General features: G+C 42.0%; 27 protein-coding genes and 1 pseudogene. 4 read left to right on the top strand and 24 right to left on the bottom strand.

Translation table 11 applies throughout. The features are described from left to right. Positions 1-176: 176 nt before the first annotated feature. From ACE04G_RS20010 to ACE04G_RS19955, 12 genes and pseudogenes are all read right to left on the bottom strand, one after another. Positions 177-1,364, bottom strand: coding sequence for a glycoside hydrolase family 5 protein (locus tag ACE04G_RS20010; RefSeq protein ID WP_449004395.1), 1,188 nt, complete (start codon positions 1,362-1,364; stop codon positions 177-179). Between the two features lie 207 nt (positions 1,365-1,571). Next, the gene (locus ACE04G_RS20005) at positions 1,572-1,988 is read right to left on the bottom strand and encodes a hypothetical protein (RefSeq protein ID WP_405132078.1); all 417 of its coding nucleotides are present in this window, start codon (positions 1,986-1,988) and stop codon (positions 1,572-1,574) included. Positions 1,989-2,014: 26 nt separating this feature from the next. Beyond that, positions 2,015-3,042, bottom strand: a pseudogene (locus ACE04G_RS20000) (alpha/beta fold hydrolase). Positions 3,043-3,093: 51 nt separating this feature from the next. Beyond that, positions 3,094-3,729: a hypothetical protein gene (locus tag ACE04G_RS19995; RefSeq protein WP_449004394.1), complete on the bottom strand. Its 636-nt coding sequence runs from the start codon at positions 3,727-3,729 to the stop codon at positions 3,094-3,096. Beyond that, the gene (locus ACE04G_RS19990) at positions 3,726-4,265 is read right to left on the bottom strand and encodes a GNAT family N-acetyltransferase (RefSeq protein WP_449004393.1); all 540 of its coding nucleotides are present in this window, start codon (positions 4,263-4,265) and stop codon (positions 3,726-3,728) included. Before ACE04G_RS19990 ends, ACE04G_RS19995 begins: the two co-directional genes overlap by 4 nt. 167 nt (positions 4,266-4,432) lie before the next feature. Then, positions 4,433-4,885, bottom strand: a complete 453-nt coding sequence (locus ACE04G_RS19985) for an NUDIX hydrolase (RefSeq protein WP_405132076.1) — start codon at positions 4,883-4,885, stop codon at positions 4,433-4,435. A gap of 167 nt (positions 4,886-5,052) precedes the next feature. Next, entirely contained in the window at positions 5,053-5,511 is a 459-nt protein-coding gene (locus tag ACE04G_RS19980; protein ID WP_339184316.1) for a GNAT family N-acetyltransferase, read from the bottom strand. 26 nt (positions 5,512-5,537) lie between these two features. Next, positions 5,538-6,077 carry a P-loop NTPase family protein gene (locus ACE04G_RS19975; protein WP_405132075.1) on the bottom strand — a complete coding sequence of 180 codons (540 nt, stop codon included), beginning with the start codon at positions 6,075-6,077 and terminating at the stop codon, positions 5,538-5,540. Continuing rightward, on the bottom strand, positions 6,074-6,616 hold the full coding sequence (locus ACE04G_RS19970; RefSeq protein WP_339184312.1) for a GNAT family N-acetyltransferase: 543 nt from the start codon (positions 6,614-6,616) through the stop codon (positions 6,074-6,076). The genes ACE04G_RS19975 and ACE04G_RS19970 overlap by 4 nt, the downstream gene beginning before the upstream one ends. A gap of 2 nt (positions 6,617-6,618) precedes the next feature. Then, complete coding sequence (locus ACE04G_RS19965; protein ID WP_260633026.1) at positions 6,619-7,119, bottom strand: GNAT family N-acetyltransferase; 501 nt, start codon at positions 7,117-7,119, stop codon at positions 6,619-6,621. Positions 7,120-7,144: 25 nt separating this feature from the next. Continuing rightward, the gene (locus tag ACE04G_RS19960; protein ID WP_221825102.1) at positions 7,145-7,501 is read right to left on the bottom strand and encodes an NIPSNAP family protein; all 357 of its coding nucleotides are present in this window, start codon (positions 7,499-7,501) and stop codon (positions 7,145-7,147) included. 125 nt (positions 7,502-7,626) lie between these two features. Beyond that, positions 7,627-7,998 carry a hypothetical protein gene (locus ACE04G_RS19955; RefSeq protein ID WP_221825105.1) on the bottom strand — a complete coding sequence of 124 codons (372 nt, stop codon included), beginning with the start codon at positions 7,996-7,998 and terminating at the stop codon, positions 7,627-7,629. Between the two features lie 290 nt (positions 7,999-8,288). Here ACE04G_RS19955 and ACE04G_RS19950 point away from each other — a divergent pair, with 290 nt between their 5' ends. Next, on the top strand, positions 8,289-8,876 hold the full coding sequence (locus ACE04G_RS19950) for an SMI1/KNR4 family protein (RefSeq protein ID WP_449004392.1): 588 nt from the start codon (positions 8,289-8,291) through the stop codon (positions 8,874-8,876). A 109-nt stretch (positions 8,877-8,985) separates the two neighbouring features. Here the strand turns inward: ACE04G_RS19950 and ACE04G_RS19945 are convergent, their stop codons facing one another. The 9 genes from ACE04G_RS19945 to ACE04G_RS19905 form a co-directional block, all read right to left on the bottom strand. After that, positions 8,986-9,516, bottom strand: a complete 531-nt coding sequence (locus ACE04G_RS19945; RefSeq protein WP_221825111.1) for a P-loop nucleotide/nucleoside kinase family protein — start codon at positions 9,514-9,516, stop codon at positions 8,986-8,988. Positions 9,517-9,528: 12 nt separating this feature from the next. Next, positions 9,529-10,014, bottom strand: a complete 486-nt coding sequence (locus ACE04G_RS19940; RefSeq protein ID WP_313771520.1) for a GNAT family N-acetyltransferase — start codon at positions 10,012-10,014, stop codon at positions 9,529-9,531. Between the two features lie 240 nt (positions 10,015-10,254). Next, positions 10,255-10,785: an AAA family ATPase gene (locus ACE04G_RS19935; RefSeq protein WP_486094606.1), complete on the bottom strand. Its 531-nt coding sequence runs from the start codon at positions 10,783-10,785 to the stop codon at positions 10,255-10,257. Positions 10,786-10,976: 191 nt separating this feature from the next. Then, positions 10,977-12,038 carry a polysaccharide deacetylase family protein gene (locus ACE04G_RS19930; protein WP_449004390.1) on the bottom strand — a complete coding sequence of 354 codons (1,062 nt, stop codon included), beginning with the start codon at positions 12,036-12,038 and terminating at the stop codon, positions 10,977-10,979. 221 nt (positions 12,039-12,259) lie between these two features. After that, complete coding sequence (locus ACE04G_RS19925; protein ID WP_449004389.1) at positions 12,260-13,312, bottom strand: ABC transporter substrate-binding protein; 1,053 nt, start codon at positions 13,310-13,312, stop codon at positions 12,260-12,262. 72 nt (positions 13,313-13,384) lie between these two features. Beyond that, complete coding sequence (gene yjfF, locus ACE04G_RS19920; protein WP_017689006.1) at positions 13,385-14,359, bottom strand: galactofuranose ABC transporter, permease protein YjfF; 975 nt, start codon at positions 14,357-14,359, stop codon at positions 13,385-13,387. Beyond that, positions 14,349-15,392, bottom strand: a complete 1,044-nt coding sequence (locus ACE04G_RS19915) for an ABC transporter permease (protein ID WP_083657362.1) — start codon at positions 15,390-15,392, stop codon at positions 14,349-14,351. The genes yjfF and ACE04G_RS19915 overlap by 11 nt, the downstream gene beginning before the upstream one ends. Positions 15,393-15,396: 4 nt before the next feature. Next, positions 15,397-16,908 (bottom strand): sugar ABC transporter ATP-binding protein, encoded by a 1,512-nt coding sequence (locus tag ACE04G_RS19910; protein WP_449004388.1) that lies wholly within the window; start codon positions 16,906-16,908, stop codon positions 15,397-15,399. Positions 16,909-16,993: 85 nt separating this feature from the next. Further along, positions 16,994-18,016, bottom strand: coding sequence for an ABC transporter substrate-binding protein (locus ACE04G_RS19905; protein WP_449004387.1), 1,023 nt, complete (start codon positions 18,014-18,016; stop codon positions 16,994-16,996). A 242-nt stretch (positions 18,017-18,258) separates the two neighbouring features. Between ACE04G_RS19905 and ACE04G_RS19900 the strand changes: the two genes are divergently transcribed. From ACE04G_RS19900 to ACE04G_RS19890, 3 genes are read left to right on the top strand one after another with little or no spacing between them, the layout of a single operon-like run. Continuing rightward, positions 18,259-20,070 (top strand): cache domain-containing sensor histidine kinase, encoded by a 1,812-nt coding sequence (locus tag ACE04G_RS19900; RefSeq protein ID WP_211081381.1) that lies wholly within the window; start codon positions 18,259-18,261, stop codon positions 20,068-20,070. Positions 20,071-20,075: 5 nt separating this feature from the next. Next, complete coding sequence (locus ACE04G_RS19895) at positions 20,076-21,665, top strand: response regulator (RefSeq protein ID WP_449004565.1); 1,590 nt, start codon at positions 20,076-20,078, stop codon at positions 21,663-21,665. Then, positions 21,658-22,623 (top strand): sugar ABC transporter substrate-binding protein, encoded by a 966-nt coding sequence (locus ACE04G_RS19890; RefSeq protein WP_449004386.1) that lies wholly within the window; start codon positions 21,658-21,660, stop codon positions 22,621-22,623. Before ACE04G_RS19895 ends, ACE04G_RS19890 begins: the two co-directional genes overlap by 8 nt. A 117-nt stretch (positions 22,624-22,740) precedes the next feature. Here ACE04G_RS19890 and ACE04G_RS19885 read toward each other — a convergent pair whose 3' ends face one another. From ACE04G_RS19885 to ACE04G_RS19875, 3 genes are all read right to left on the bottom strand, one after another. Then, positions 22,741-23,265 (bottom strand): GNAT family N-acetyltransferase, encoded by a 525-nt coding sequence (locus ACE04G_RS19885; protein ID WP_449004385.1) that lies wholly within the window; start codon positions 23,263-23,265, stop codon positions 22,741-22,743. A 166-nt stretch (positions 23,266-23,431) separates the two neighbouring features. Further along, positions 23,432-23,626 carry a hypothetical protein gene (locus ACE04G_RS19880; RefSeq protein WP_449004384.1) on the bottom strand — a complete coding sequence of 65 codons (195 nt, stop codon included), beginning with the start codon at positions 23,624-23,626 and terminating at the stop codon, positions 23,432-23,434. A 79-nt stretch (positions 23,627-23,705) separates the two neighbouring features. Beyond that, positions 23,706-24,119, bottom strand: coding sequence for a GNAT family N-acetyltransferase (locus tag ACE04G_RS19875; protein WP_449004383.1), 414 nt, complete (start codon positions 24,117-24,119; stop codon positions 23,706-23,708). Positions 24,120-24,208: the final 89 nt, after the last annotated feature.

The following is a 24,208-nucleotide window of genomic DNA, read 5'->3' as shown; positions in this document are numbered from 1 at the left end:
GCTATATCAAGCAAATTAAGTATATAAAAGGTAGTGTGGGATTTAATGAATTCTGTATGTGGCTTATGTAAAATGCATTGGTAAATGTTGTTCAACTTTATCTCAGTGTAGCACAAAAAACGGCATGTCCCTTTTGAAGGAACACGCCGTTTGCACGAATGCAGATAGACAGTAAATTATTGCATACCTTGCATGATCGCATTAATGATATTTTGCTGAGTCACGGTATTATTTGAACGGTTAAATAATGCGAATCCATGTTGACCATTGTGCCCGTTATCCCAATACACAGGAACCATTTTGTATTTCTTGGCTTTTGCTGTAACTGCTTTGGCATATGCAGCACGATAAACATTGTTGCTGGAATCGTAAGACGTTTTATCAATGGAACCGAACTCACCAATCACTACAGGATAGCCCTGAGTCACAAATTTGTCGTACATGGACTTGAATTGCGATTCAAGATAATCCTCTTGTCCCCAAGTAGACTTTTTGGCAGGATTCGTAGAAGTTGCACCCCACTGTGTGATATTGCCGTTTTCCTCACCTGCAAAATCCCACGGAGAGTAATAGTGTGCCGAGATCATGATTCTCTTCTGCGAACTAGGAATAGCCGAGGATCTGTAATTATCTGTCGGAAGAGTAAAGCCATAATTACCAACAGTGTAGTCAATGTTGGTGTTCCAGCCTGGAACTAGCAACCATCTGGCATTGTTGTTACCTCCAGTCTGACGAACCGTATCCACGAAGATTTGGTTGTATGCGTTCAGATTGGTGTAATAGGCCGAGTTTGGATTGCCATAGTTACCATCAAAAACTTCGTTCATGGATTCGAAAATAAGGCGATCATTGTAGTTGCTAAACTTGGTGGCAATCTGCTGCCAAACCTTCTTATATTTTTCCTTAATGGCAGTCTGATTGCCACCATTCACGAGCAGCCATCCACCCTGTACGGAATTATACCCATCACCATGAATATTGATGATCACATACAGACCTTCATTGTACGCATAGTCCACGACTTGCTGAATTCGATTCAGCCATGCCGCATTAATTGTATAATTGGGAGCGCTTCCAATGTTGTTCAAATAGGAAACGGGAATACGAATGGATTTGAAGCCTGCCGCTTTTACCTTTTTGATTAACTCTGGAGTTACCGTAGGATTGCCCCAAGCTGTCTCATTCGGTGTACCGTTCACCGCTGCTTCCAGCTGATTGCCGAGATTCCATCCTGCACCCATCTCAGACACTATTTGCGAAGCGTCCGCTGCTGATGCTTTAGCGCTCCATCCGGTAAAAGCTACCGCAGCCACTAATACCAGTGCCAAGCTGCTGATGCCAAATTTCTTCCATTTTTCGAACATAACCATACCTCCGCTTATTCTATTATTTTTAACAAGCAGTGCAGTTAATCTATGCATACAGATTGAATGATTCGAGAATACGTGCCTCCTCTCTCTATCGATCAAACAAATGAATTCTTCGTCCGACACCAACATAATAACACATTTATGGAAAATAAAGCGATATCTTTATTGTTTTTTTTGACTATTTACTACAAAATAATCCATCTATCCATTTAAGTGGATTGCTTGAATTTGTTCTCTATCAAAATCAATAATCATGATGTGATCGCGCAAAATATGATCTCCGCAAGATATTGTTGCGCCGTAGTCGGTTATACTGTTAAATGTGATATCCACACGATAGACTTCAATCTCATTCAACCAATTTTGATGTACTTTTTCCTGAAGTTCATTCTCATAATAATCTCGAAAGACAGTCTCACAAGTTGAAAACCACTTAATGTAGTCTTCTATTTTATGAATAATTGAATCTAACGGTGTATTTGTGGACACATATATTCGGACGTCATTTAAATCCTCATCCTGTATGCAATGTTTGAATATTTGCACTGTATTTTGCAGAGTGTAACACCGGTAACTCTCATCACTCTCTTCTTCAAGCTCAATGAATTCACTTAACAATATGATCTTACTCCTCTCAATGCATATTATAATAGCCCATTTAACCACTTTACGAATTTTTCTTTCTCTTCAAACTGTGGGTAATGCGCTGACTCGTTGAATATAATGAAGTCTTTGATCGGTGCATCCAATACGTCAAAATAATCACGTGCTGCATTCGCAGTGGTCATATAATCATATTTACCCATTACAAAATAGGTAGGAATCTCCAGATGATCAACAATATCAGGTAAATTTTGATCAAATGCTTCCTTCAGTAAGATGTCTTGTGAACTAAACATCCCTGAATAAAAGCGAATCATATCCAGTCCATTGTATTCAGGATTTAAAAGGAATCCTGAAATATAATCTCTATTCTCATGGATGAGCCTGGCTGCACCACCGTACTTTTGCAACAACATTCTAGGTGTAAGTTCCTTTCCTTGCTCAATCGAGCCCGAACTAGCTCCAGTTTTTTAACGTCCTCTGCATTACCGGCTTGTTTCGCTTATTCGTACGTGTACTCCAAACTTTCCAGTTCGCTCTGAAGCGTATTAGCCATCTGTCCAATGCCGATATAAGCGTGAAACTGAGTGGGTGCTTTAGCCGCAGCTTTCATCCCGATGTATGTACCAAATGAATGACCAATTAATATAACCTTCTCTTGACCTAACTCCTTAGATACATAATTCCTTAACGCTAACAAATCATCTACTAATACATCTGTTGTGAGATTCGAGTAATCCTCAAAAAAGTGATAGGACTTCCCACTCCCACGTTGATCGTAATGCACCACCGTGAAGTGTTGCTCAAGCTCTTTCTGATACTTCCTTACGTATGGAATCTCCGAGCATCCCGGCCCGCCATGCACAAAAATCAGGATAGGGTTAGTCCGATCAACACCCCTGATCATGACTTCATGTCCTGTACCGTTAATTTCGACCTGCTCTAACATGCTGATGCTGTTTTCACCTTTAATTTTGGGTGTCCATGTGGGAAATATCAGAGCTACTATAACCATTAAAATAATACTAAGTATGCTGTATTTGAGTGTTTTACGTATTTTTTTGCGCATGTAATGCTCCTTAAATAATAAGTTTCATTTGTAATTCTACCAGCGATTCCTTTATCGTAACGGATACAACAATTCAACGGGTTCTATCATCAGCTCTTCGTGGAAGATGTAATTGTGATCAGCTCCAACGATACAGAGGATTCGTTTTCCTGGATGAGCTTCAATTGTATTTTTGACTCTTTGAACCATAATCTGATTACGGACCACCCAGCGAAAGTTCTGTGCCTTCGCGTTTACCTGATGCAACCATTCATATTTTTGTCTGGTTACACGATCGAACTCCTTTGAATTAAAAGGGATTTTGCCAAACCTTGACGTCTCCATTTGCTCTACAAACCAATGATCATCCCGTTGTTCAAGTGCTTTGCGTTCCACGCCCGAATAACCGTTGAATGGATCAAAAGCATTCCACACATCCAATTCAAACCAGTCAATAGGGACAAATGGGATGTTATGCTCCTCGCATAAAGGGAAGACCAATTCCCAATACTCACTAGCTGGTTCTCCCCAGTATCCTCTATCATGTTTGTCCTTCAGATACCTCATCCAACTCTGCGGATGAACTTCACCACAAATGAGATCTGGTTTAAACTCAGTAATCACATCCTTGTAAAGAGAAAGGGAACAATGATATCGCTCCCTGAGTTCAGGATTATGAATGGTGCCAAGTATCCCAACCGTTGTCATGTGCCCAGCTCCTTTATCATATATATATCGTTCGGCTCTTTGTCATAAAGTTCTTGATCGATGTCGCTTGCAATCTGGCTGCCCTGACTTTTATAAAAGGATACCGCTGATTTCGTCTCTGTGGAGGAGATATACAGATACTGTGCACCACGTTTCTTAGCCTCTTCACCTAACTCGTTTAGAATACGTTTACCAATACCTTGTCTTCTGTACCCGCGTGAGACATACATCAAGTCAACTTGTAATTGATTTCGTTCTTTTCCTCTATATTGATGTGCCAGCACACCAAATCCGATTAATTGATCGTCAGCAAACGCACCATATGCCATGCCACCTTGTTCTAATTCGTACACATATCGATTTTGAATCTCTTTCAAAAGCATCTCATCCCAGTTTGAGCATTCATGATTTTGTTCAAGCTCAACCAATCGGTTCTCTCTCATTTCATAGATGAGATCAATATGTTCCGAACGATCTATTTCCTGCAGCTGATTCATATCATCAAGGGTCAACGTTCTATACGTTATCATGGTCATTGCCATCTCTCCTTCCCCATGTTATTTCTAAGATCCTATGGCTTTATAGATCGAAGTCTGTATTTATCAAAGACCCTTTTATCGTACAAAATAGTGTATTCCTTGTTCTCTTCAATTAGTTTTGACATATCCATTGGAACGGCTATTGTTCGTTCGTGATACTTAAATCAGTTTATTTTAATTTCAGGTAACTCATTCAAATGATTTATTTCGATAGTGTATTTCTTAAGCTTATGGTTCTCAAGTCCATCCCATCTGTCTGAGAAACGATATAACATATCTCCGAAGTTCATCCCTTCAGGTAATACATCCACAAGCTTTATTTCATCGATTTCAGACTCCGGTAAGCTCTCCAGCGATTTAACCTCAGCATAAGAAACCATACCAAAGCTCCCATTCCATTCATATACACCATAAGGAGTTAATTCGAAGCGTACTGCCCCTGTCTCTTCATAGAGTTCTCGACTCGCCGTGTGTAAAATGGTTTCCCCTATTTCTTTGTTGCCTCCTGGGATCTCCCAACCTCCTCTTTTCCTATTTTTTATAATGATGAATTTATTGTTGTATTTAGCGATCATAACTGCAAATTTGATTAACTCTGGATCGAGTTCATAGATCAAACCAGTGGCTCATGTTATCTCTCCTATAAACAACTATTCTTCAATATAAAATTGTTAAACCAATGAAGTGATAACAAGCTATCATTGGATATAATTGTAGTGAATACCGCAACCAATGGTAGCTCTTGGTTAACAAATATGTATTGCCCTCTGACATGTTGAGTCTGTCATTTTATTTCCAACCTGTAGATCACTTCATCATCTGAATTGGTTCTATTCTCACTAATGAAAGACATGCTCTTGTACAAGTTCTGTGCTATTTCGTTATCCCGTTCAACCGTTAATGAAATAACCTTGCATACCGGATGCTGTTTTGTAATGTAATCTAAAATGGCTCTTATAGCGCGCTTTCCCATTCCTTTGCCTTGATAGAATTGATCGATTTGAAAACCACCAATCCAGTAATTATCTGTACTATTGGGAGTATAACTTAGATAAAAGAAACCAAAAACCTTCCCATCGATCTCAAGTACGTAAGGATCAAATGCTTCATCCCACGGTTTTATATAGGCGTAAGCTATCCCCTCAATAACAGATGGAACTAATGACGCTTGGTGTTCATACAAAGAGATCTTCAGCGCCTCTTCCCAATTCTCTCGTGTGACTGGTTGTATTTTTATATTCACCACTGTATCTCCTCTTTCGACATTCCTTAATTCATTCTAACGTTCTTTTCACTCTCACTTACATCCGCTTCCAAATGATGTTCAATCAACTGTATCACTTGTTTTTTATTCTTCGTGATTGTTGCAGTCTTATGGTTTTCATTAATTGAACATATAACTTCTTCTATATTATATTGATGGTTCCATTTCACAATCATCTTGCATAAGTTCTTGAATGACTGCTTGTAATTCCAAGGTTGCAAGCCCATTCTGGACAATACAAACCTCTTTATAATCCGATAATCTCTAATGAAAACATTTGGAGCTAATACAAAAATCAAATCCGCTTCCTGGATGGACTTTACTGTCCAATCTTTGCACTGTACTCCTTCTATGATCCAAGCCTCTGAACTGACAATAGATTGGACAGATTCATCCCTAACACTTTCAGGATATCTCAGATTTTCTGCGCTTCTGTCCCATATGAGATTGTCTAATTCATAGGAAGGAATACCATATTTATCCGATAATTCTTTGGCTAATGTTGATTTCCCACTGCCGCAAGATCCAATAATTCGTATTCTCATACATATTCTTTCTTCAGAAATGCATAGATAACATTATCAACAAATCGATTTTTCCAATAATAATGTTCTTTCAATATGCCTTCTTCACTGAACCCCATTTTCTCAAGCAACTTCCTTGATCCCGCGTTCTCTGGCTCCACAAAGGCTTCAATTCTGTTTAATTCAAGGTTCTTAAATCCATATTCAACGATTTTCCGAGTTACCTCGGTCATGTAACCCTGCCGCCAGAACTCCGGTGTTAACTCATATCCCATCACAGCTTTATGATGTTGTTTCATCCAACCATGAAATCCGCATGTTCCAATAATTCTGTTGTCCGATTTCAAAGCAATTCCCCAGCGGATCACCTGACCATTTTCGAATCGTTCTTTCCTCCTTTGTATAAGTTCTTCTGCTTGTTTTATAGTTGTGAAACTTTCTACATCGTAGAATCTTGTAACTTCATCTGAAGAAAAAATATGAAATATGTCTTGGGAATCACTCTGTTTAATCTCTCTTAACAGCAATCTTTTGGTTTCTAGCTCAGGAAATCGAGTCATATTCACTTCACCTCAATCGAGTATACTGCTACATTTTTCCCAATTATATCTACGTCCTTCTCGTGTTTCATGCCATTCTTTTGCGCGACTTTCATAGAACCCACATTGCCATGTTGAATCAACGATATTAATCTTTTCTGCTTCAAGTGATCCATTCCATATTCTTTCCACGCTTTTGCTTGTTCATATCCGTAACCCATTCCCCAGTATTGCTCTACAACCCAGTAACCAACTTCTAGCTCATCAGCGCCTTCAATGATTTGAGGAATCAGTCCAGAGGTTCCAATTAACTTGTTATCCTCTTTATTGAATGCGAGGAACAGCCCTTTATCGTCTTTATTCCAGTTGATGAACTTTTCCAGACTTTGCATGGTTTCTTCCTTCGTCCAAGGTCCTCCATGTCTTATAAATTTCATCATATTCGGCTCACTTGTCATATCAAAAAGTAAATCGAAATCATTTTTGGTATATTTCCGAAATATGAGTCTTTCTGTCTCCATCATTCTCTCAGCTCCTTATGCATTTACTTCACTTCAAAATCGTTTGTTCTCGATCTACTGTCGATGTGAAAAACGCTTGTCTAATCTCTTCTCGAAATACTTCTTTATACCGATGTCTTCCAATCTGATCAAAACGCGCTTGAACTCGCTTTACGTGTTCTGTATCTGATTGTATCTTTTTCTCAATCTCTTCGTATTGTTCAAGGGTATCGTATTCCCACATCGCAAAAATTTCACTGGTTTCATCATCGATAGGCGTGTGCCATCTCCCAATCAGTCTTGATCCGTATTTCAACTGTGATGGCAGCAAAATATCATTAAATAAAGCGTTAAATTCTTCTACAAAAGAAGTCGCAATAGTATAGGTTTTTCTCCGATATATCATTATCTTCCCCTTCATATGATGTAATCGTATTCATAAATATCAAATATTATAGGAGATTTCCACTCACTCACATCCTGGTTATGGAGCTAGTGAGCAAAACTCTCATAAAACGCCTATCATATTTATTAAAATTGCCGTGCACTGATCGTTATATCAACTTTATGTCCTGTACTGCTGAAAACATAAACTTTGAAGTCGGTTGTTACCCCCACAGCCAAATTCACTTTTTTTTGAGTTCCTTTATCAATAGGAACTTCAAGTGAAGTGTTATTGCCCACGGAAATTTTCATATAAAGATTGCTCTTACTGGTATTTTCAATCCACAGATGCGCATCTTCACCGTTATCAGGGTCCATTGTAAAGGTCTTTTCATAAGAAGCATAACTACTATGATTTGTAGAATGGATGAGTTGAACGGACGAGGGTGCATTAACTGAATTTGTGGGGGACAATAATGATAAAGCTAGGCCAATTCCTAAAAACATATGTAATGACAATGTATTCCGCTCCTCTATATCGTTACTATAAAACCAAGGATTCCAATTACTTACATAATTGTACTACGAAAGCATGGGAGGGTCTATCTAACCTTAGCAGTTAATCCCATGCACCTTTATCACCAGACAGACAGTTAATACTTGTAGTTGCCAATAAACTAGAGAAAAATGATAAACTGATCTTAGTATACAGAACATATTGTAGGGGGAAAGATTTTTCACACCAACGCAGTACCTTTACTTTATCTGCGTATATTTGCTTTATATTTTATGATTGGGAGGTCATCATAATGGATTTGGTAAACAAATTTTTAAATGGATTAAGAGCAGCATTATCACCAGAAGAACTTGAGGAACTGAATACAGCGAGCGGTGCTACAAAAGAAGATATAACTACTTTAAGATCAAAATATCCAAATTGTCCAGAATCACTCATCGGTTTACTAGAAAATATTGATGGTACATATTGGAGGAAGTACGGAGGAAAAGAAATTACGGTTTGTATTCTTGGCTCAGATGTTGAAGAAGGCAGATATCCATATTACTTACTCTCTACCCAACAAATGCTCGAAAGTTCAAAAAATGAAGAAGACGTCTCTTATCTTTTAGAATACGAAGATGAAGAGTATGCCGTTGACTCTAAGATCAATCGTGAGGGGCTTCTTCCAGGGAAATACATTCACTTTTCAGACTGTATGAATAATGGTGGAACATCGAGACTTTATATTGATTTTAACCCTACTGATGAAGGTGTACACGGTCAAATTGTTCGCTTTTTGCACGATCCTGACGAATACGTAGTGATTGCAAACAGCTTTGACGAGTATTTACAGGGGCTTATTGACAGTGATTTTGTTTTTCTAAATGAAGAAGAGTAACTTCGATAGGTTTGTATAAAGTTGTACATAAATTGGTTTAGAAGAATAAAAGAGACAGCTTTTTCGCTGTCTCTTTTATAATCAAGTATACCAAGTGAAGAGTGAAGGATTATTTCACTCGATATTTCTCATTATTTATAATTTCACTTACTATTTCAGGTAATTGTGCTTCTGTAAAATGATTAGTATAGAGCTTGTTGTCTACTCTCAAATCCAGATGATTTTCAAACTCATCCAGCAGAATTATACTTCTTTCTTTCATTTGATATTCTTCTGCTCTTAGACGGTCTCTACGAATAATCGTTTGACGATCAACCATGAGTACAACATAGATTATGCGAACATTATAGTCTGCCAATTCTGTCATTAATTCATCAATGTCTTCCGGAAAGGCCACATAGTCCAGCACTACATCGTATTTATAATCCAATAAGTTTTTCACTAGACTAGATATATTTTTCCAAGTTAAGTCGTTTGTATCCTTATCAAGCCAGGGTTTACCTCGCCCTTTGACCGGAAAGTGACTAACCGCATCTCCAGAAATGTAGGCACTTTTATCTAAAGTCTGAACCAGCAGCTTGGAAGTTGTAGATTTCCCTACTCCAGGGGGTCCAGATATAATATATAGGTTTCTACTCATTTCGTATTCTCCTTACAATATCTTTTGGAAACTTCCAATATCCAGTTTTCTATCGAATTTATATCCAATCTCTTTAAACAGAGCACATTGTTCATAACCATTTCTCTCAAATAATGATTTACTTCTTGTATTCTCCATGCAAATCGTCGCAATTAAGGTATGGAACCCTTGTTCTTTTGCAATCTTCTCAATAAAACTTAATGCTTGTTTCCCCAAGCCTTTTCCCAAAATATCGGGCTTTAAATATATGGTGACTTCACCGCAAATGTCATATGCCTGTTTACTCTTATACTGGGTGATCAGAACATAGCCCATCATTTGATTGTTTTCAAGAATTATATAAGTTTTATACCGTGTATCCTTGTTCATTACAGAGGATTTAATCTGATCAAGATCTAATTCCTCCGTATGAAACGAAATCGTTGTATTCATTACATAATAGTTATAAATCTCTCTAATTTCAGGGAGGTGTTGTTCGGTTACCTCTTCAAAAGTCACAGTCGTCAATTAGGTTCCATCCTCTTCTGTTCATTTCTTCATCATATGTATGAAATACCGCGTCTAGATTTAATTCACCGGAAATATGAGGATATTCCCTGCCTTCATTATACAGATCTTCCCATATAACTTCTGACTTTATTTTAGAATGCCATTGATCAACGCGGCTTCCCATTCTGTTCTTAAGAGTACATGTACAATCATTATCATAAAACCCTCCTATTTAAAAACATATGATAATTATTTGGATAGGACCTTTTTTAATATGAGTTCTATGATTTCACGGGTCTCCAGATGATCGGTAACAATGTGGGTTTGAAATTGTTCATCCTTGAAAGCTTCAACACACTTTGGTGCTTGTTGATACTGCCAGCCTCCATATTCATCTCCGCGTTTAGCCAAACGATGATAAATCGTCTCTTCTGTAGCCGTAAGGCAAAAATGATAAATGTCCTGATCGATCTCTTTTAACCCGTTGTAAATGTAATTAAAGTTTTCCTCTTTATAGATGGTCATGGGGATAATTAAGTGTTTGTTGTATTTCTGCTTTACTTCTTTAGCCGTCTTTACGGTTAGAATTTTCCATAGATCGATATCTTGAAAATCATCCGTACGTTCCCTTTCCTCTCTACAATTCTCCGGAAGAAGTTTTCTGAGCATATAACCTATTTCTTCAGGATCGTAGATCATGCTGTTTGCAATTAAGGGCTGAAGTGCTTCTGCTGCAGAAGTTTTTCCCGAACCAAACGCTCCGTTAATCATGATGATCATTTGATGATTTCACTCCCATTCAATGAAACTTTTCAATAGAAACCAGATTCTTCACATACAATTTCATCCATTATAAATGTTTTCCTTCCACTTTTGTGTTACAAAATGGCAAAAAACATAATGAAATCCCATTGGGTCAACCCAACGGGATTTCATTATAGTGCATTAGTTTTCAATCAATCTTGAGCTTGTTAATGTATTTCCAAGTAATCGATGTATATATCCCATGTCCCGTCATCGGCTGTTACAACCAATTCAATGACCTGATTTCCCGTCCCATGGCTGATATTATTCAAGGTATAAACCGCTGGAGTGCTTCCGCCAAAATAAAAGGTTCCCTTCGTCTGTCCGCCAATCTTCAAATCAACTCTAGCCATGTTGGCATTGTTTGAAGCTCCACGAAGCGAGAAATTATGAGTGCTCGTTGCAAAATTCTGAGTGTATCTAACCAAATCATTGTTGGCATAAAGGACCACACCATTGAAAGGAGAACTGATATTGCCGGTGTATTGTCCACCTTTGGTCATGTTCTCAGCTTCCACTTTTGTTCCGTTCGGGGGATTAGTAGTGCTATTATCGGGTGCGACTGCCCGACCGGTAGTTGATGAGATCATGCCGGAGCAAAGGCCACGATTCTTCAGATTTTGTGCAATCTGCGGAATGGCCTGAAGTGTCGTCTGGTACTGATCATGCATTAAAATGACGTCACCACTTTTCATCGTGTTCACAGCTGCCACGATCTGGGCTGCGCTGGCACCATTCCAGTCTTTGGAATCTACGTTCCACAGTACTTCCTTCAGGCCGTTTTGGCTCACAACGGATTTCAAGGTCGCATTTGTCGCACCGTAAGGAGGTCTGAACAGTTTAGGTGAACTTCCGGTAATAGACTGGATCGTCTGTTGTGTCCGTGTAATCTCTGACGACATCTGAGAACTGTTCAATGTAGTCATGTTTGGATGTGTATAGGAATGATTGCCAATCCACATACCAGCTGCTACTTGTGCAGAAACCAGAGATTTATTATTTTGTGCATTTTGTCCAACATTGAACATCGTTGCCCGTAAGCCAGCCTGCTTCAACGCGTTAAGCATGTTTGTTGTATTTCCAGATGGGCCATCATCAAACGTCAGACCTACATAACCATTCGGACAACTTTCATCTGCAGCACGAGCATCAGGCACCCCCGGAATAGAAAACAAGGTACCGAAAAGTGCGAGAGATATTACCGCCTTTGCCAGCTTAACTTTGAACATAAAATTACCTCCTCATAATATATTCACAGCATACTACCTTCTACACTCCCTCTCTTTATCGAACTCTCACCCCTCGAAAAAAAGCGCTTTCAAAAGTATGTAATTCGCTACGTCCTTTCTCATAGAGAAGAGCTTTTAGTTCAAGGTGAGTTCAGTATAAACTATACGTTTATTTAAAGTAAATTGAATTTTATCCAAAATGTTCTATTTATTCACGTATTCTAGAATCGCCTGTTGTACATCTCCCGTCTAGCACTCTCCTGTGTAAAAATGTCCTCCGGGGGCACCATGCGCTTCGGGAGTGTACGCCCTGCAATAATTTCTTTTGTAGCCTGCATAAGCTGAGGACCAAGCAGCGGGTTACATTCCACCACAGCGTTGATTTTCCCACTCGCCAAAATTTCAAGTGCTTTGCGGGAGCCGTCCACCGAGACAATGATAATGTCCTCTCCCGGCTTCAGCCCAACTTCTTCTATCGCTTGTATGGCGCCAAAAGCCATTTCATCATTATGGGCAAAAAGAACCTGCGGCCGTTCGTCTTCCGGGACCTGAAGGAATTCTTTCATCACTTGTTTCCCATTGTCCTCCGTAAAATCGGCAGGAGCACTTTGTGAGAAAATGATATCTGCTCTGGTTTCGAAAATGCTTCTAAAGCCCTCGCCACGCTGGATAGAGGGTGTAGAACCACTCGTGCCTTGCAGTTCGGCAATCCGTATCAAACCCGGATGATTTCGCATCCGATCCTGAATGTACTTCCCGGCCTTCACACCTTCCTCATAAAAGTCCGATCCAATCGTTGTCACAAAAAGTGAAGTGTCTTTGACATCAACGGACCGGTCTACGATGATCACAGGTATGCCTGCATCCCTGGCCTCCTGAAGAATACCATCCCAGCCCGATTCCACGACCGGTGCAATGGCAATGACATCCACCTTTTGCCTGATGAACGACCGAACAGCCTCGAACTGTTTCGTCTGAGACTGTTCTGCATTTTTTATGACAAGGGAGATTCCCGATTCAGCCGCAGCATTGCGAATAGACGTGGAGTTTGCCAGACGCCAGGCACTCTCTCTGCCCAGTTGTGAAAAACCCAAGACAATCGGTTTCGTAGAGGTATCCCTTGCTACCGCTGATTCCATCCATTCCTCAACGGAGGGAAGAGTTTCTAAGTTGTTAGACGAGATGGGAGGAGGAACAGATTCAGACTCAGGGGTTGTGCAGCCGACAAGCAGCAGTAGAATGAACAAACACAACCCGTTCACATGTCTTCTCACTCACGCATCCCCCATCTCATTGTTATATCATTGTTTCGGTATCCGTGTTCAATATTATTTAATTCGATCAACTTAATGCAGTGATTTCGAGGATACTCGCCGCCCGCTAAGAAGTCGCTGGAACAATATAAAAACAAACAGCATCAGGCCAATTACAATCTTGGTCCACCATGAGCTGAGCGTACCTTCGAAGCTAATTATAGTTTGGATAGCCCCCTGGATCAATACACCAATAAAGGTTCCCGCCACATACCCCACACCACCTGTTAACAAGGTGCCACCTATCACAACAGCCGCGATGGTATCGAGTTCAAGACCCATGGCGTGTAATCCATAACCGGATAACATATAGAAGGTGAAGACCACACCGGCAAGCGCGGAGCACAAACCGCTGAACGTGTATACCAAGATTTTGGTACGTGCAACCGGCAGTCCCATGAGCAGCGCGGATTGCTCGCTTCCGCCGATGGCGTAAACGTTGCGCCCGAACCGGGTGTAATGTGCCAGGTAGATCGCGAGCAGTACAATAACCAGAGCAATAATCACATTAATGGAGACAAAGCTGCCCCCTGGCAGGGAAATTTTCGCCTGCGCAACCTGTGTGTAAAATGGATTCGTAATAGTAATGGTGTCGAGACTGATGACATAACACAGCCCCCGCGCCAAAAACATGCCTGCCAGTGTCACGATGAAAGGCTGGATTTTGAAATAGTGAATGATAGCCCCCATGACTGTGCCAAAGAGCGCACCCATGACAAGCACCATAGGTATAACAATCGCAGGCGACCACCCTTGCTTCTCGACCAGACTTGCGCTAATGATGGTCGTCAGCGCAATGACAGAGCCTACCGACAGGTCGATTCCTCCTGATACAATCACAAAAGTCATGCCAATCGCCGTGATAATCAGAAATGCGTTATCAATGAGAAGATTAAGCAGTACCTGTGTGGAAAAGAACCCCGTGTACCGGAAAGAGCCTATGGCAAACATCACGGCCAGCAAACCGAAGGTGACAAAGACCGGGAGATACTTACGATTAAGAAACATGGCGGTTAACCCCCTGTTCGGCTGGAAACTTCCGTTTTTTCCAACGGATCACCATGGAATTGCGGAATGAATCGGATTGAATCAAACAAACGGCCAGTACAACAAAGGCTTTGACAACCAGCGTAACTTCTGGCGGGACTCCAATCATATAGATCGTCGTTGTTAAGGTTTGGATAATGAGTGCTCCAACGACGGTACCCATTAGATAGAAACGACCACCATTGAGCGAAGTACCCCCGATGACTACAGCAAGAATGGCATCAAGTTCATACCACAGACCTGCGTTATTGCCATCCGCACTGGATACATTCGAGCTGAGAATAAGCCCGGCAATGCCGGCACACAGACCACAGAAGACATATACCGTGAGAATAACCGTTTTTGAACGAATACCTGCCAGTTGGCTCGCGTTTGCGTTACTTCCGACCGATTCAATAAACAGTCCAAGTGCCGTTTTTCTCGTCAGCAATGAGGCAACAAGCAGCACAGTTAATACGATGAAGATGGAAAAAGGCAATGCTGCAAGCGAACCTGCACCGATATAGGCGTAGTTCGCGTTGGATACAGTAATAATCTGTCCACTCGTAATCAATTGCGCAATCCCACGTCCGGCTACCATCAGAATAAGCGTTGCAATAATGGGCTGGATTCGGGCAACCGAAACCAGCGCCCCGTTCCATATGCCCAAGATCAGTGAGAGACCTATAGATAATCCAAGTGCACCCAACACAAGCCAGAGAGAACTCTGATCCACTCCTCTGCTGATGCTCATACAAGCCACGGCACCGGAGATCGCTACAATGGAGCCCACGGACAAATCGATACCTCCGGTCGCAATCACCAGTGTCATGCCGATCGATACCAGAATTAAAGGCGCTCCAAAATTGAGAATATCAATCAAGCTGCCATACAGATTCCCTTCACGCATGACGAGGGAGAAGAAATCCGGAGAGTACAGCAAATTAAAGATTAAAAGTAAACCAAGCATACATAACGGCCAAAACAAATGATGTTTACGCATCTTGCCCGCCATCTCTTTAACCTCCTGCCATTGCTTTCATGATTTGCTGTTGATGGATCTGATCCCCGCTAAGTTCTTGCACTTTTTTGCGATCCCGGATTACGGCAATCCGGTGGCTGACACGAATCACTTCTTCCAGCTCGGACGAAATGAACAGCACGGCCATGCCCTGCTTCGACAGAGAGAGCACCAGCTTCTGTATCTCAGTCTTTGCACCGATATCAATTCCACGCGTAGGTTCATCGAGAATCAACAGATCGGGGTTCATCAGCAGCCACCGTGCAAGCAACACCTTTTGCTGATTACCGCCGCTCAGATTTTTAATTAAATGCTCTGGGTTTTTCGGATGGATATTTAACAGGTTGATGTACTTTTCGGCGATCTCATCCTGCTTCTTGCGTGAGACTGGTTTGGACCAACCTCGTGTCGCTTGTAAGGCCAGAATAATGTTCTCCCGAATGGTCAAATCATCGATTATGCCTTCGGTTTTACGGTTCTCGGAGCAAAAAGCAATATTCTGATCAATTGCATGACGCGGCGACTTGACCGTACTTCCTGTATCTACAACGAGCAGCTTGCCTACATCTGAACGATCTGCACCAAAGAAAAGGCGAGCGATCTCGGTACGACCAGACCCCAATAACCCAGCCAAGCCCACGACTTCTCCTTTGCGAATGTCCAGATCGAACGGCTCAATTGCTCCTTTGCGTCCAAGTGCCTTAGCAGTAATTAACAGTTCTCCCGACTCCGCCTGGGCAGCATCCGCTTCCTTCGGAAGCTCCTCAAGCACCTCGAGTTCCTTGCCGATCATCTTGAGAACCAGTTCCATGCGTGGAAGTTCTGCGGCTATGTACTCTCCTTCCAATTCCCCGTTACGGAGCACCGTTAGACGATCCGACATTTCGTATACCTGATCAAGAAAATGAGTGACAAAAAGAATTGCGAGACCTTCACTCTTTAATTTACGCATAATACGAAACAGTTGCTGAACCTCGTTTTTGTCCAGACTGGATGTGGGTTCATCCAATATGAGCACTTTTGCCGAGATGCTGAGTGCTCTTGCAATTGCAATCAGTTGTTGCATCGCGACCGAATAGGTCTGTAAAGGAGCCTTAACGTCGATGGACAGATGTAATCTGTCTCGCAGAATGTTCTCCGCATCTTTGTTCATTTGCTTCCAATTGATTTTGCCAAATCGCATCGGTTCCCGCCCGATGAAAATATTCTCAGCAACCGTTAAGTTTGGACAGAGATTGACCTCTTGGTAAACGGTACTGATTCCCGCCTTTTGCGCTTCAAGCGGACCGGAAATCGAGAGATCACGGTTATCCATGGTTACCGTTCCTTCGTCAATGGAATAAACGCCGGTCAGAACTTTAATAAGCGTCGACTTCCCCGCTCCGTTCTCACCCATCAAGGCATGAATCTCGCCCGGAAACAAGCGAAAGCTGACGCTGGATAACGCTTTAACCCCGGGAAATTGTTTGGTGATGCCTGTCATTTGCAAAATGGGTGCTTGCTCGGCCATATAACCCTCTCCTTTGTTATGGAAAAAAGTCATTTAGCGACAGCCTGGTCGAAAAATGACTTTTCGGTGTTATACGAATCTGCTTTTAATATTCACGTGTTGGCAATGCTTCTTTGGCTTGCTCTGATGTGAAGGTCGTCTCATCCGTAACGATTCGGGGTTCGATGTCTTTCCCGTCCACTACCGATTGAACCGCTTCCATTAATTGAGGTCCTAACAACGGATTACATTCAACGATAAAGTTGATTTTGCCATCAGCAGCAGCCTGCATCCCATCCTTCACGGCATCCACAGAGATAATGATAATATCTACGCCTGGTTTCAATCCTGCCGCTTCAATGGCCTGAATCGCACCAAGTGCCATATCGTCATTATGTGCATAGAGAACATCTATTTTTTTATGTGCTTTGAGGAAAGCTTGCATGACTTCTTTGCCTTTGGCACGTGTAAAGTCACCTGATTGTGAAGCAATCACTTTAAGCTTCGAATTGGAAGCAATCAATTCCATAAAGCCCTCTTGACGGTCATTCGCTGGTGCGGAGCCTGTTGTACCCTGCAGCTCAACGATGTTGATCTCGTCTTGTGTGTCCTTGTATTGGTCACTAAGCCACTGACCTGCTTTGCGTCCTTCTTCTACAAAGTCGGAGCCAATAAAGGTTTTGTAGAGGGTTTTATCCGGCGAATCCACAGCACGGTCCGTCAAAATCACGGGAATGCCTGCATCCTTCGCTTCCTTCAATACGGTATCCCAACCGGATTCTACAACAGGGGAAAAAGCAATCACCGTCACCTTCTGTTGTATGAAGGATCGCAAAGCTTTAATTTGATTTTCCTGCTTCTGCTGCGCATCGGAGAATTTCAAATCATAACCTGCTTCTTTGGCTGAATCCTGAATCGACTTGGTATTCGCCGAACGCCAGCCACTCTCTGCACCAACCTGCGAAAAACCAAGCGTAATTGTTTTGGCGCTGGCAGGTGTACTGCCATTCCCACTCGTTGAAGTTTCATTATCGGAGCCTGCTCCTCCATTGGTACTGCTACATGCCGTGCTGACCAGCATCACCATAGCCAATGTTATGGCAAGTCCCCACTTTTTTTTGGTTCGCATGTTGTGATCCTCCCTTTTTCGTTTCACCTTGTGGTGTGACCACATTATAGAACGCTTTCATTCCGAGCTTATATGGAGTCTCATACTTTATTTATGTAATAATTTAGTGATTTCAAAAAATGGAGTTTAGAACGTGTAATTTCTTTGTTTAATTGTGTAGTATTTAGCGATTCTCTTACATATTAGAAAATCATGTTATACTAATGATACATTTTTGATCCCTTCAGATGGAGTGGAATACGTTGAAACTCATTCAATGGATTGCTTCAAGCCTCAGGCTTAAATTACTCAGCATGTTTATCATCCTCAGTTCAGTACCACTGATCGTGGTTGGATTGATTTCTTACCACAAATCCTATACAGTCGTATCCAATCATAACAAGGCCTCGACACAGCTGGTTGCCGACCAGCTTGCCAGGAACATTGACATCTTGTTTGAGGATACGGAACGGCTGCTCGAACTGGGCAAGAACCCGCAAGTGCTTCAATACCTGTATTCTCAATCGGAGTCCTACCCGGAAGCCAAAGCCATCCTTCAGACATACAATCTTTATCGGGAAACCTACAAGTATGACAAGGTACTTAATATCTCATTCGTGAATTTCTATGGAAAAGGCATAAGTGAACGAAAAGGCGTGTTCAAGCTGGAACGAAATCCGCTGCGTAACCCGTACTTCAAGTATCTGATACAGTATCCGGATGCCATTCTGCGCATCCCTCATTCTGCAGCCTATGCCGAATATAACAGGCTGGATGGGTTTGCTTACCCTAAACAGAATGCGCTTTCAATTATAACCACGGTCAAAGAGCGAATTACACATGAGGTCATCGGGTTCATCGTGATTGATTTGAATGATTCGTTCATTGATGATTTTTTGACGAATACCCCTATTAAGGATTCCGGTTTTTTCTATATTAGTGATCAATACGGAAATACACTCTTCAGGCCGGATGCCACCCCGGCATCCATAACCATGATGGATCAGATCCGATCGGTCCCTTTACATCTACAGCACGATAGCTTTATCCTGTCTGCAGGATCCAAGCCCCAGTTTGTTGTATACAGCACCTCAAAACAGACCGGATGGAAAATGATCGGGGTAGCTCCTTATCAGGAAATCATTGCAGAGGCCAATAGCATTCGCCAATTGATCATCATTACGGTTTTGTTAAGTGCTTTCTTTGCGATATCGTTATATTTTTTCCTGAATAATCGACTGATTCTTCCCATCCGGATTCTGATGAACAAGATGCGTAAAGCTGCAAACGGTTACTTGGAAGCCAAAGTCACACCACACGGCTCGGACGAAATTGCTGATCTGGGCAAAAGCTTCAATGTGATGCTGGATAAGCTCAAAATGCTAATCGAAAAGAGCATTCGAGAGAATGAACAGGTGAAAATAGCTGAACTACGTACGTTGCAAGCTCAAATCAACCCTCATTTCCTGTATAACACGTTGGAGTCTATTTTATGGATGGCTGAAGCAGAGAAAAAAGAAAATGTAATCAAACTTGTGCAAGCCCTCTCGAAGTTCTTTCGTTTGAGTCTGAACAAAGGATTCGACTGGGTATCCATTCAAACCGAGCTTGAACATGCGCGGAGTTACTTGGTTATTCAACAGATGAGGTACCACGATATTCTTACCTACGAGATCAGCGTTGATCGTGAGCTTCAGGATTATCCCATTTTGAAGATGACGCTGCAGCCCCTGATCGAAAACGCGCTCTACCATGGGATCAAGAACAAACGCGGTCAAGGGCTGATATCCATACACGGATATGTAGAGGACAATAGCATCATTCTCACCGTACAGGACAACGGAATTGGCATGTCTGCGGATCGATTGGCACAATTACGTGAAGAGCTGGAGAAGCCGGCCGGTTCCCGTTCACCCCAAGATGACGAGCAGGAAGGCGGATTCGGTCTGCTCAATGTACATCACCGGATTCGACTCTATTTCGGACCAGCTTATGGTGTTGAAATGGAAAGTACGTATATGGAAGGCAGCACATTTATGATTCGTATCCCCAAAAGCAAGGAGGTTAACCGTTGAAAAAGGTGATGATTGTGGATGACGAAATTGGAATTCGGGAGAATATACGCAGCTGCATTGATTGGGAAAAGGAAGGTTTTCACTATTGCGGGGATGCACCCGACGGCGAACTTGCGTTACCACTAATTCATGAATGGGCTCCGGATATTCTGATTACAGATATCAAAATGCCATTTATGAACGGATTGGAACTGACCTCCATTGTTCGCACTCAACAACCTGATATCAAAATCATTATTATGAGTGGTCATGATGAATTCAGCTATGCCCAGGAGGCAATCCGACTTGGTGTGACCGAGTACTGTCTAAAGCCCATTAGTGCAGCAGAGCTAATCCAAATGCTTCATAAGGTCAGCAAACAAATGGATGAAGAACATCAACGCATGACAAACCGAACGATCACCAAAGAAAAACTGCTGGCCGATCTGTGCGGAGGACTCATCGGTACAACCGATGCGATTGAATCAGCCAAACAACTCTCACTTCCACTCTCGGCCCGGTATTATACAATTGTCATTATCGACGTTCGATTAACAGATGACTCCCGGGACCCGGAATCCCTGATGAAGAAGCTGCTTCCCATACTGGAGGAAACTCGTGATCCCCACGTCGAACTTCTTCCTTATATTCGAAGCCGGACCGAGTTGGTGCTTCTGCTCAAGTATCACTCCGATGACAGCATATCCGTATATCTGGAGCAGCTTCGCGGGCGGGTTCGTATGGAACTTGAGCATACGTTCAAATGTAATATTATTCTGGGCATTGGCAGTCAACAGGAGCGGCTGCAAGGAATTCATGTCTCGTATCTGGAAGCGGAGGAGGATAAATATATTAATCGACTCACCCTTCAGAACAGAGCTTCTCTACATGAAATTAACCTGGATGAGCAAACGACTCTTTTTCTCGACAGGAATTCGTTTCTTGAATTTCTCAAAATCGGCAGCCCCAATCTGCGTGACCATTTTGTGCAAGAGTTTGCCGCTCCATTACAGTCCTTCGACTGGAAGTCCTCCTCGTATGGCTTCTATCTGTTGAATGATCTTACGCTGGAGTCGTTTCGGCTCGCGAATCAGTTGTTCCGCATGAGTGACCATTCGGATGAGAACATTACTTCCCTGCAACAGACGATTCGGAAGATTACGTGCTGGGAGGATTGTACCCAATATCTGTGTTCCCTGCTTAACCTGTTATGGCAGAGAAGAGCAGCGTGTTCTGGGAAATATAGTGATGTCATTGATCAGGTGAAAGCCTATGTATCCCGTGAATACAATAACGAACAGGTCTCGTTGAAGATGATATCTGCACACGTCAGAATCAGTCCAAGTCATCTAAGCAAGATTTTCAGTCAGGAAACTGGTCAAACGATAACGGAGTATCTAACCCAGATTCGAATCGGCAAAGCCAAGGAGCTGCTGAAAACAACCAACAACAAAACCTTTGAGATTGCTTACAAAGTTGGTTACAATGACTCTCACTATTTTTCTAATATATTCAAGAAAACAACAGGTTTTACGCCAAGAGAATACCGAACTCAAGGAACCGAGGAATCGCAGGCCAGACCATCAGATATGAGAAAAGAGCCCATGTATGAATAAAGCCAGATTTGCACTTTTACTTACACTAAGCCTTCTGTTCCCGATGATCGTTTCATCCGGTTCGGCACACATTCGCCCACAGCAGATGGCCGCAATACTTCCTGCGACTTCACCTGTAGAGAAATCTGCAGCGAGCAAAACTTTCGGTATTATTTATCCAATGACGTATCCAACCTATGAGATGATCACGAAGGATGCAACGGAGTATGCAGGGAAACACGATATTACATTAATTGTAAACGCACCTGATGAAGCCAATACCGAACAACAGATCCGTATCATGGAGAATATGGTCAAACAGCATGTGGACGGGATAGCTATATCTCCTGTGGATGCTGTTGCACTTACACCCGTTATTGATGCAGCCCAAGCTGCAGGTATTCCTGTCATTACATTTGAGTCAGATGTCCCATCCAGTCATCGAATCGCTTATGTGGGCGCCGATAACTATCGCACTGGCCAGCAGTTCGCGATGACGACTACACGACTCCTGCATAATCAAGGTATGATTCTTGTCGAGAATGGCTTGGAGGAGATGCAAGGTTTGCAGCAGCGGCTTAATGGATTCATTGATTATATCCGCAGTGAAACAGACATCGAGATCTTGGAAGTTCGTTATCATCAAGGGAATGAAGATCAAGCCATGTCCGATATGGAGAACATGATTCAAGCTCACCCTCACTTCAATGCGATTATCGGGCTCGATTTTGTTTCTGTCTCTGCCTCTACCCTGATCTGGAAAGCAAAAGGCCTTAACCGGCATTTAATCGCGTTCGGTGATAGCCCGACTAGTGAAAACGGGTTACTTAACGGTCAATTGTCTGCCGTTATTTCGCAGAATGAAGGAGTCTGGGGTGCCAAAATGATGGAGACCCTGTTACTCGCTAGCGACGGTGTGCCTGTGGAGGAATTTATTGATACGGGGATCATTGAAATAAACCAGGAAGGTAGTAATTAAGGGAGGTCCTGCTGTCATTCTGATGACAGTAGGACCTCCCCATTTAAATTTTCGTACACGTAGTTATTACATCCGTTCATCGAAGTGTTTCTCAAGAAAGATGACCTTTTTGAGAAGTCATTTTTTCCATTCGTTTTCTAATATGCTCATCTCGATAAGATTCCAGAATGTATCTTCGTATTTTCTCACATCACGAATAAGTCCTTCTTGTACAAAGCCCGCTTTTTCATAACATCGGATGGCTGAGACATTAAAATCAAATACGCCCAGACTGATCCGGTGTAACTTCTCCTCTTCAAATCCAATTCGAAGTGCCTCATCGATCATTTGCTTCCCATAACCTTTACCTTGGTATGGCTTGCCAAGAAGCACCTTACCGATACGCCCTGAACGATTATATCGATCGATACCGCCAAGAGTAATATGACCCACAATCTCCTGAGTCGATTCATCCATCACTTTATAAATGAACTTATTTGAGGTGTTCTTATCATTGGCACCCTGCAAATAATCCGATAGCTGCTCTCTGGAAAGTGGATAATGGAACTGAGGGCCGGCCCACTGGAGCAAAAATGCTTCATCCCCACTCCATTCGATCAGTTGATCAAAATCTTCCGGTTTAAAGTATTGGAATGTAATCATATCGATCTGCCCCTTCTTTTTTATGTCACATCATAATCTATTTCAGTTCTCTTGTGTCGTCATAATTATGAGTTTCATCAAACGCTTTGTTTCTTATATTCATTTCACGAATGGAGTTCTGAACCCAATTCATTCTAGCTAATAAACAGATAACTCCACCAAAAATTCATATCGCGCCTATCCAATAATTCAGTACAAAATTCACTTGGTAATCACTCGGAGTATAACTGCCAGCTGCTGCTGACTGGAATGCTGCATACCCTAGCTTGGGAATCACCTCTTCAATCATTTTCGAGATCGTAATAATCACAATTCCTAACATGATGAAGAGTAATGAGAAAATAATGTGTACATACTTCAAAGACAAGCTACCTCCTTTACAATCCAAATCACTTGTGATTTGGCACTACTTGCATCTTAGAAGCCGAACGACTTCGCCATCAATCAATCCCCTCACTTACGCTGTGAAAACCAAGTGATTCATACAGATTTCCGGCGATACCATTTTCCGGCCTGTGTCCAATCATGATGCGTTTGCAATTCAGCGATTCTTTCATTAGATCAATCAACTTCCTAAGCGCTTCTCTTCCATAACCTCTGCCCTGATATTTTGTATCTACCATTAAAGCAAGAAGCCAGTAGTTATCCTCATGATCCGGCTTATCTGAGTACACAGCAAATCCAACCAGATCCGAATCAAAATAGATGGCCATGGGTTGAAAGTCTTCCACTACTTTGGATTCAGCAATCCAATATACAACTGGCGCGGGAAAACTTTTTTTCTGTTCTTCCGTTACATTCAGTTGAGTACATGCATACCAATTATCCACCGATACACGTTTTAAATGAATCATATATTGAAATTCCTCCTCGTGAAAATTACATAGAGGAATCCCTCCGAACCCTTCCTTGGGGGTCCTCTGCGCTAGACAAAAACACCTCT

The sequence above is a fragment of the Paenibacillus sp. AGC31 genome (genome assembly GCF_057334655.1).
Note: the sequence above shows the minus strand (reverse complement) of the source record. Positions and strands in the feature narration are given on the sequence as shown.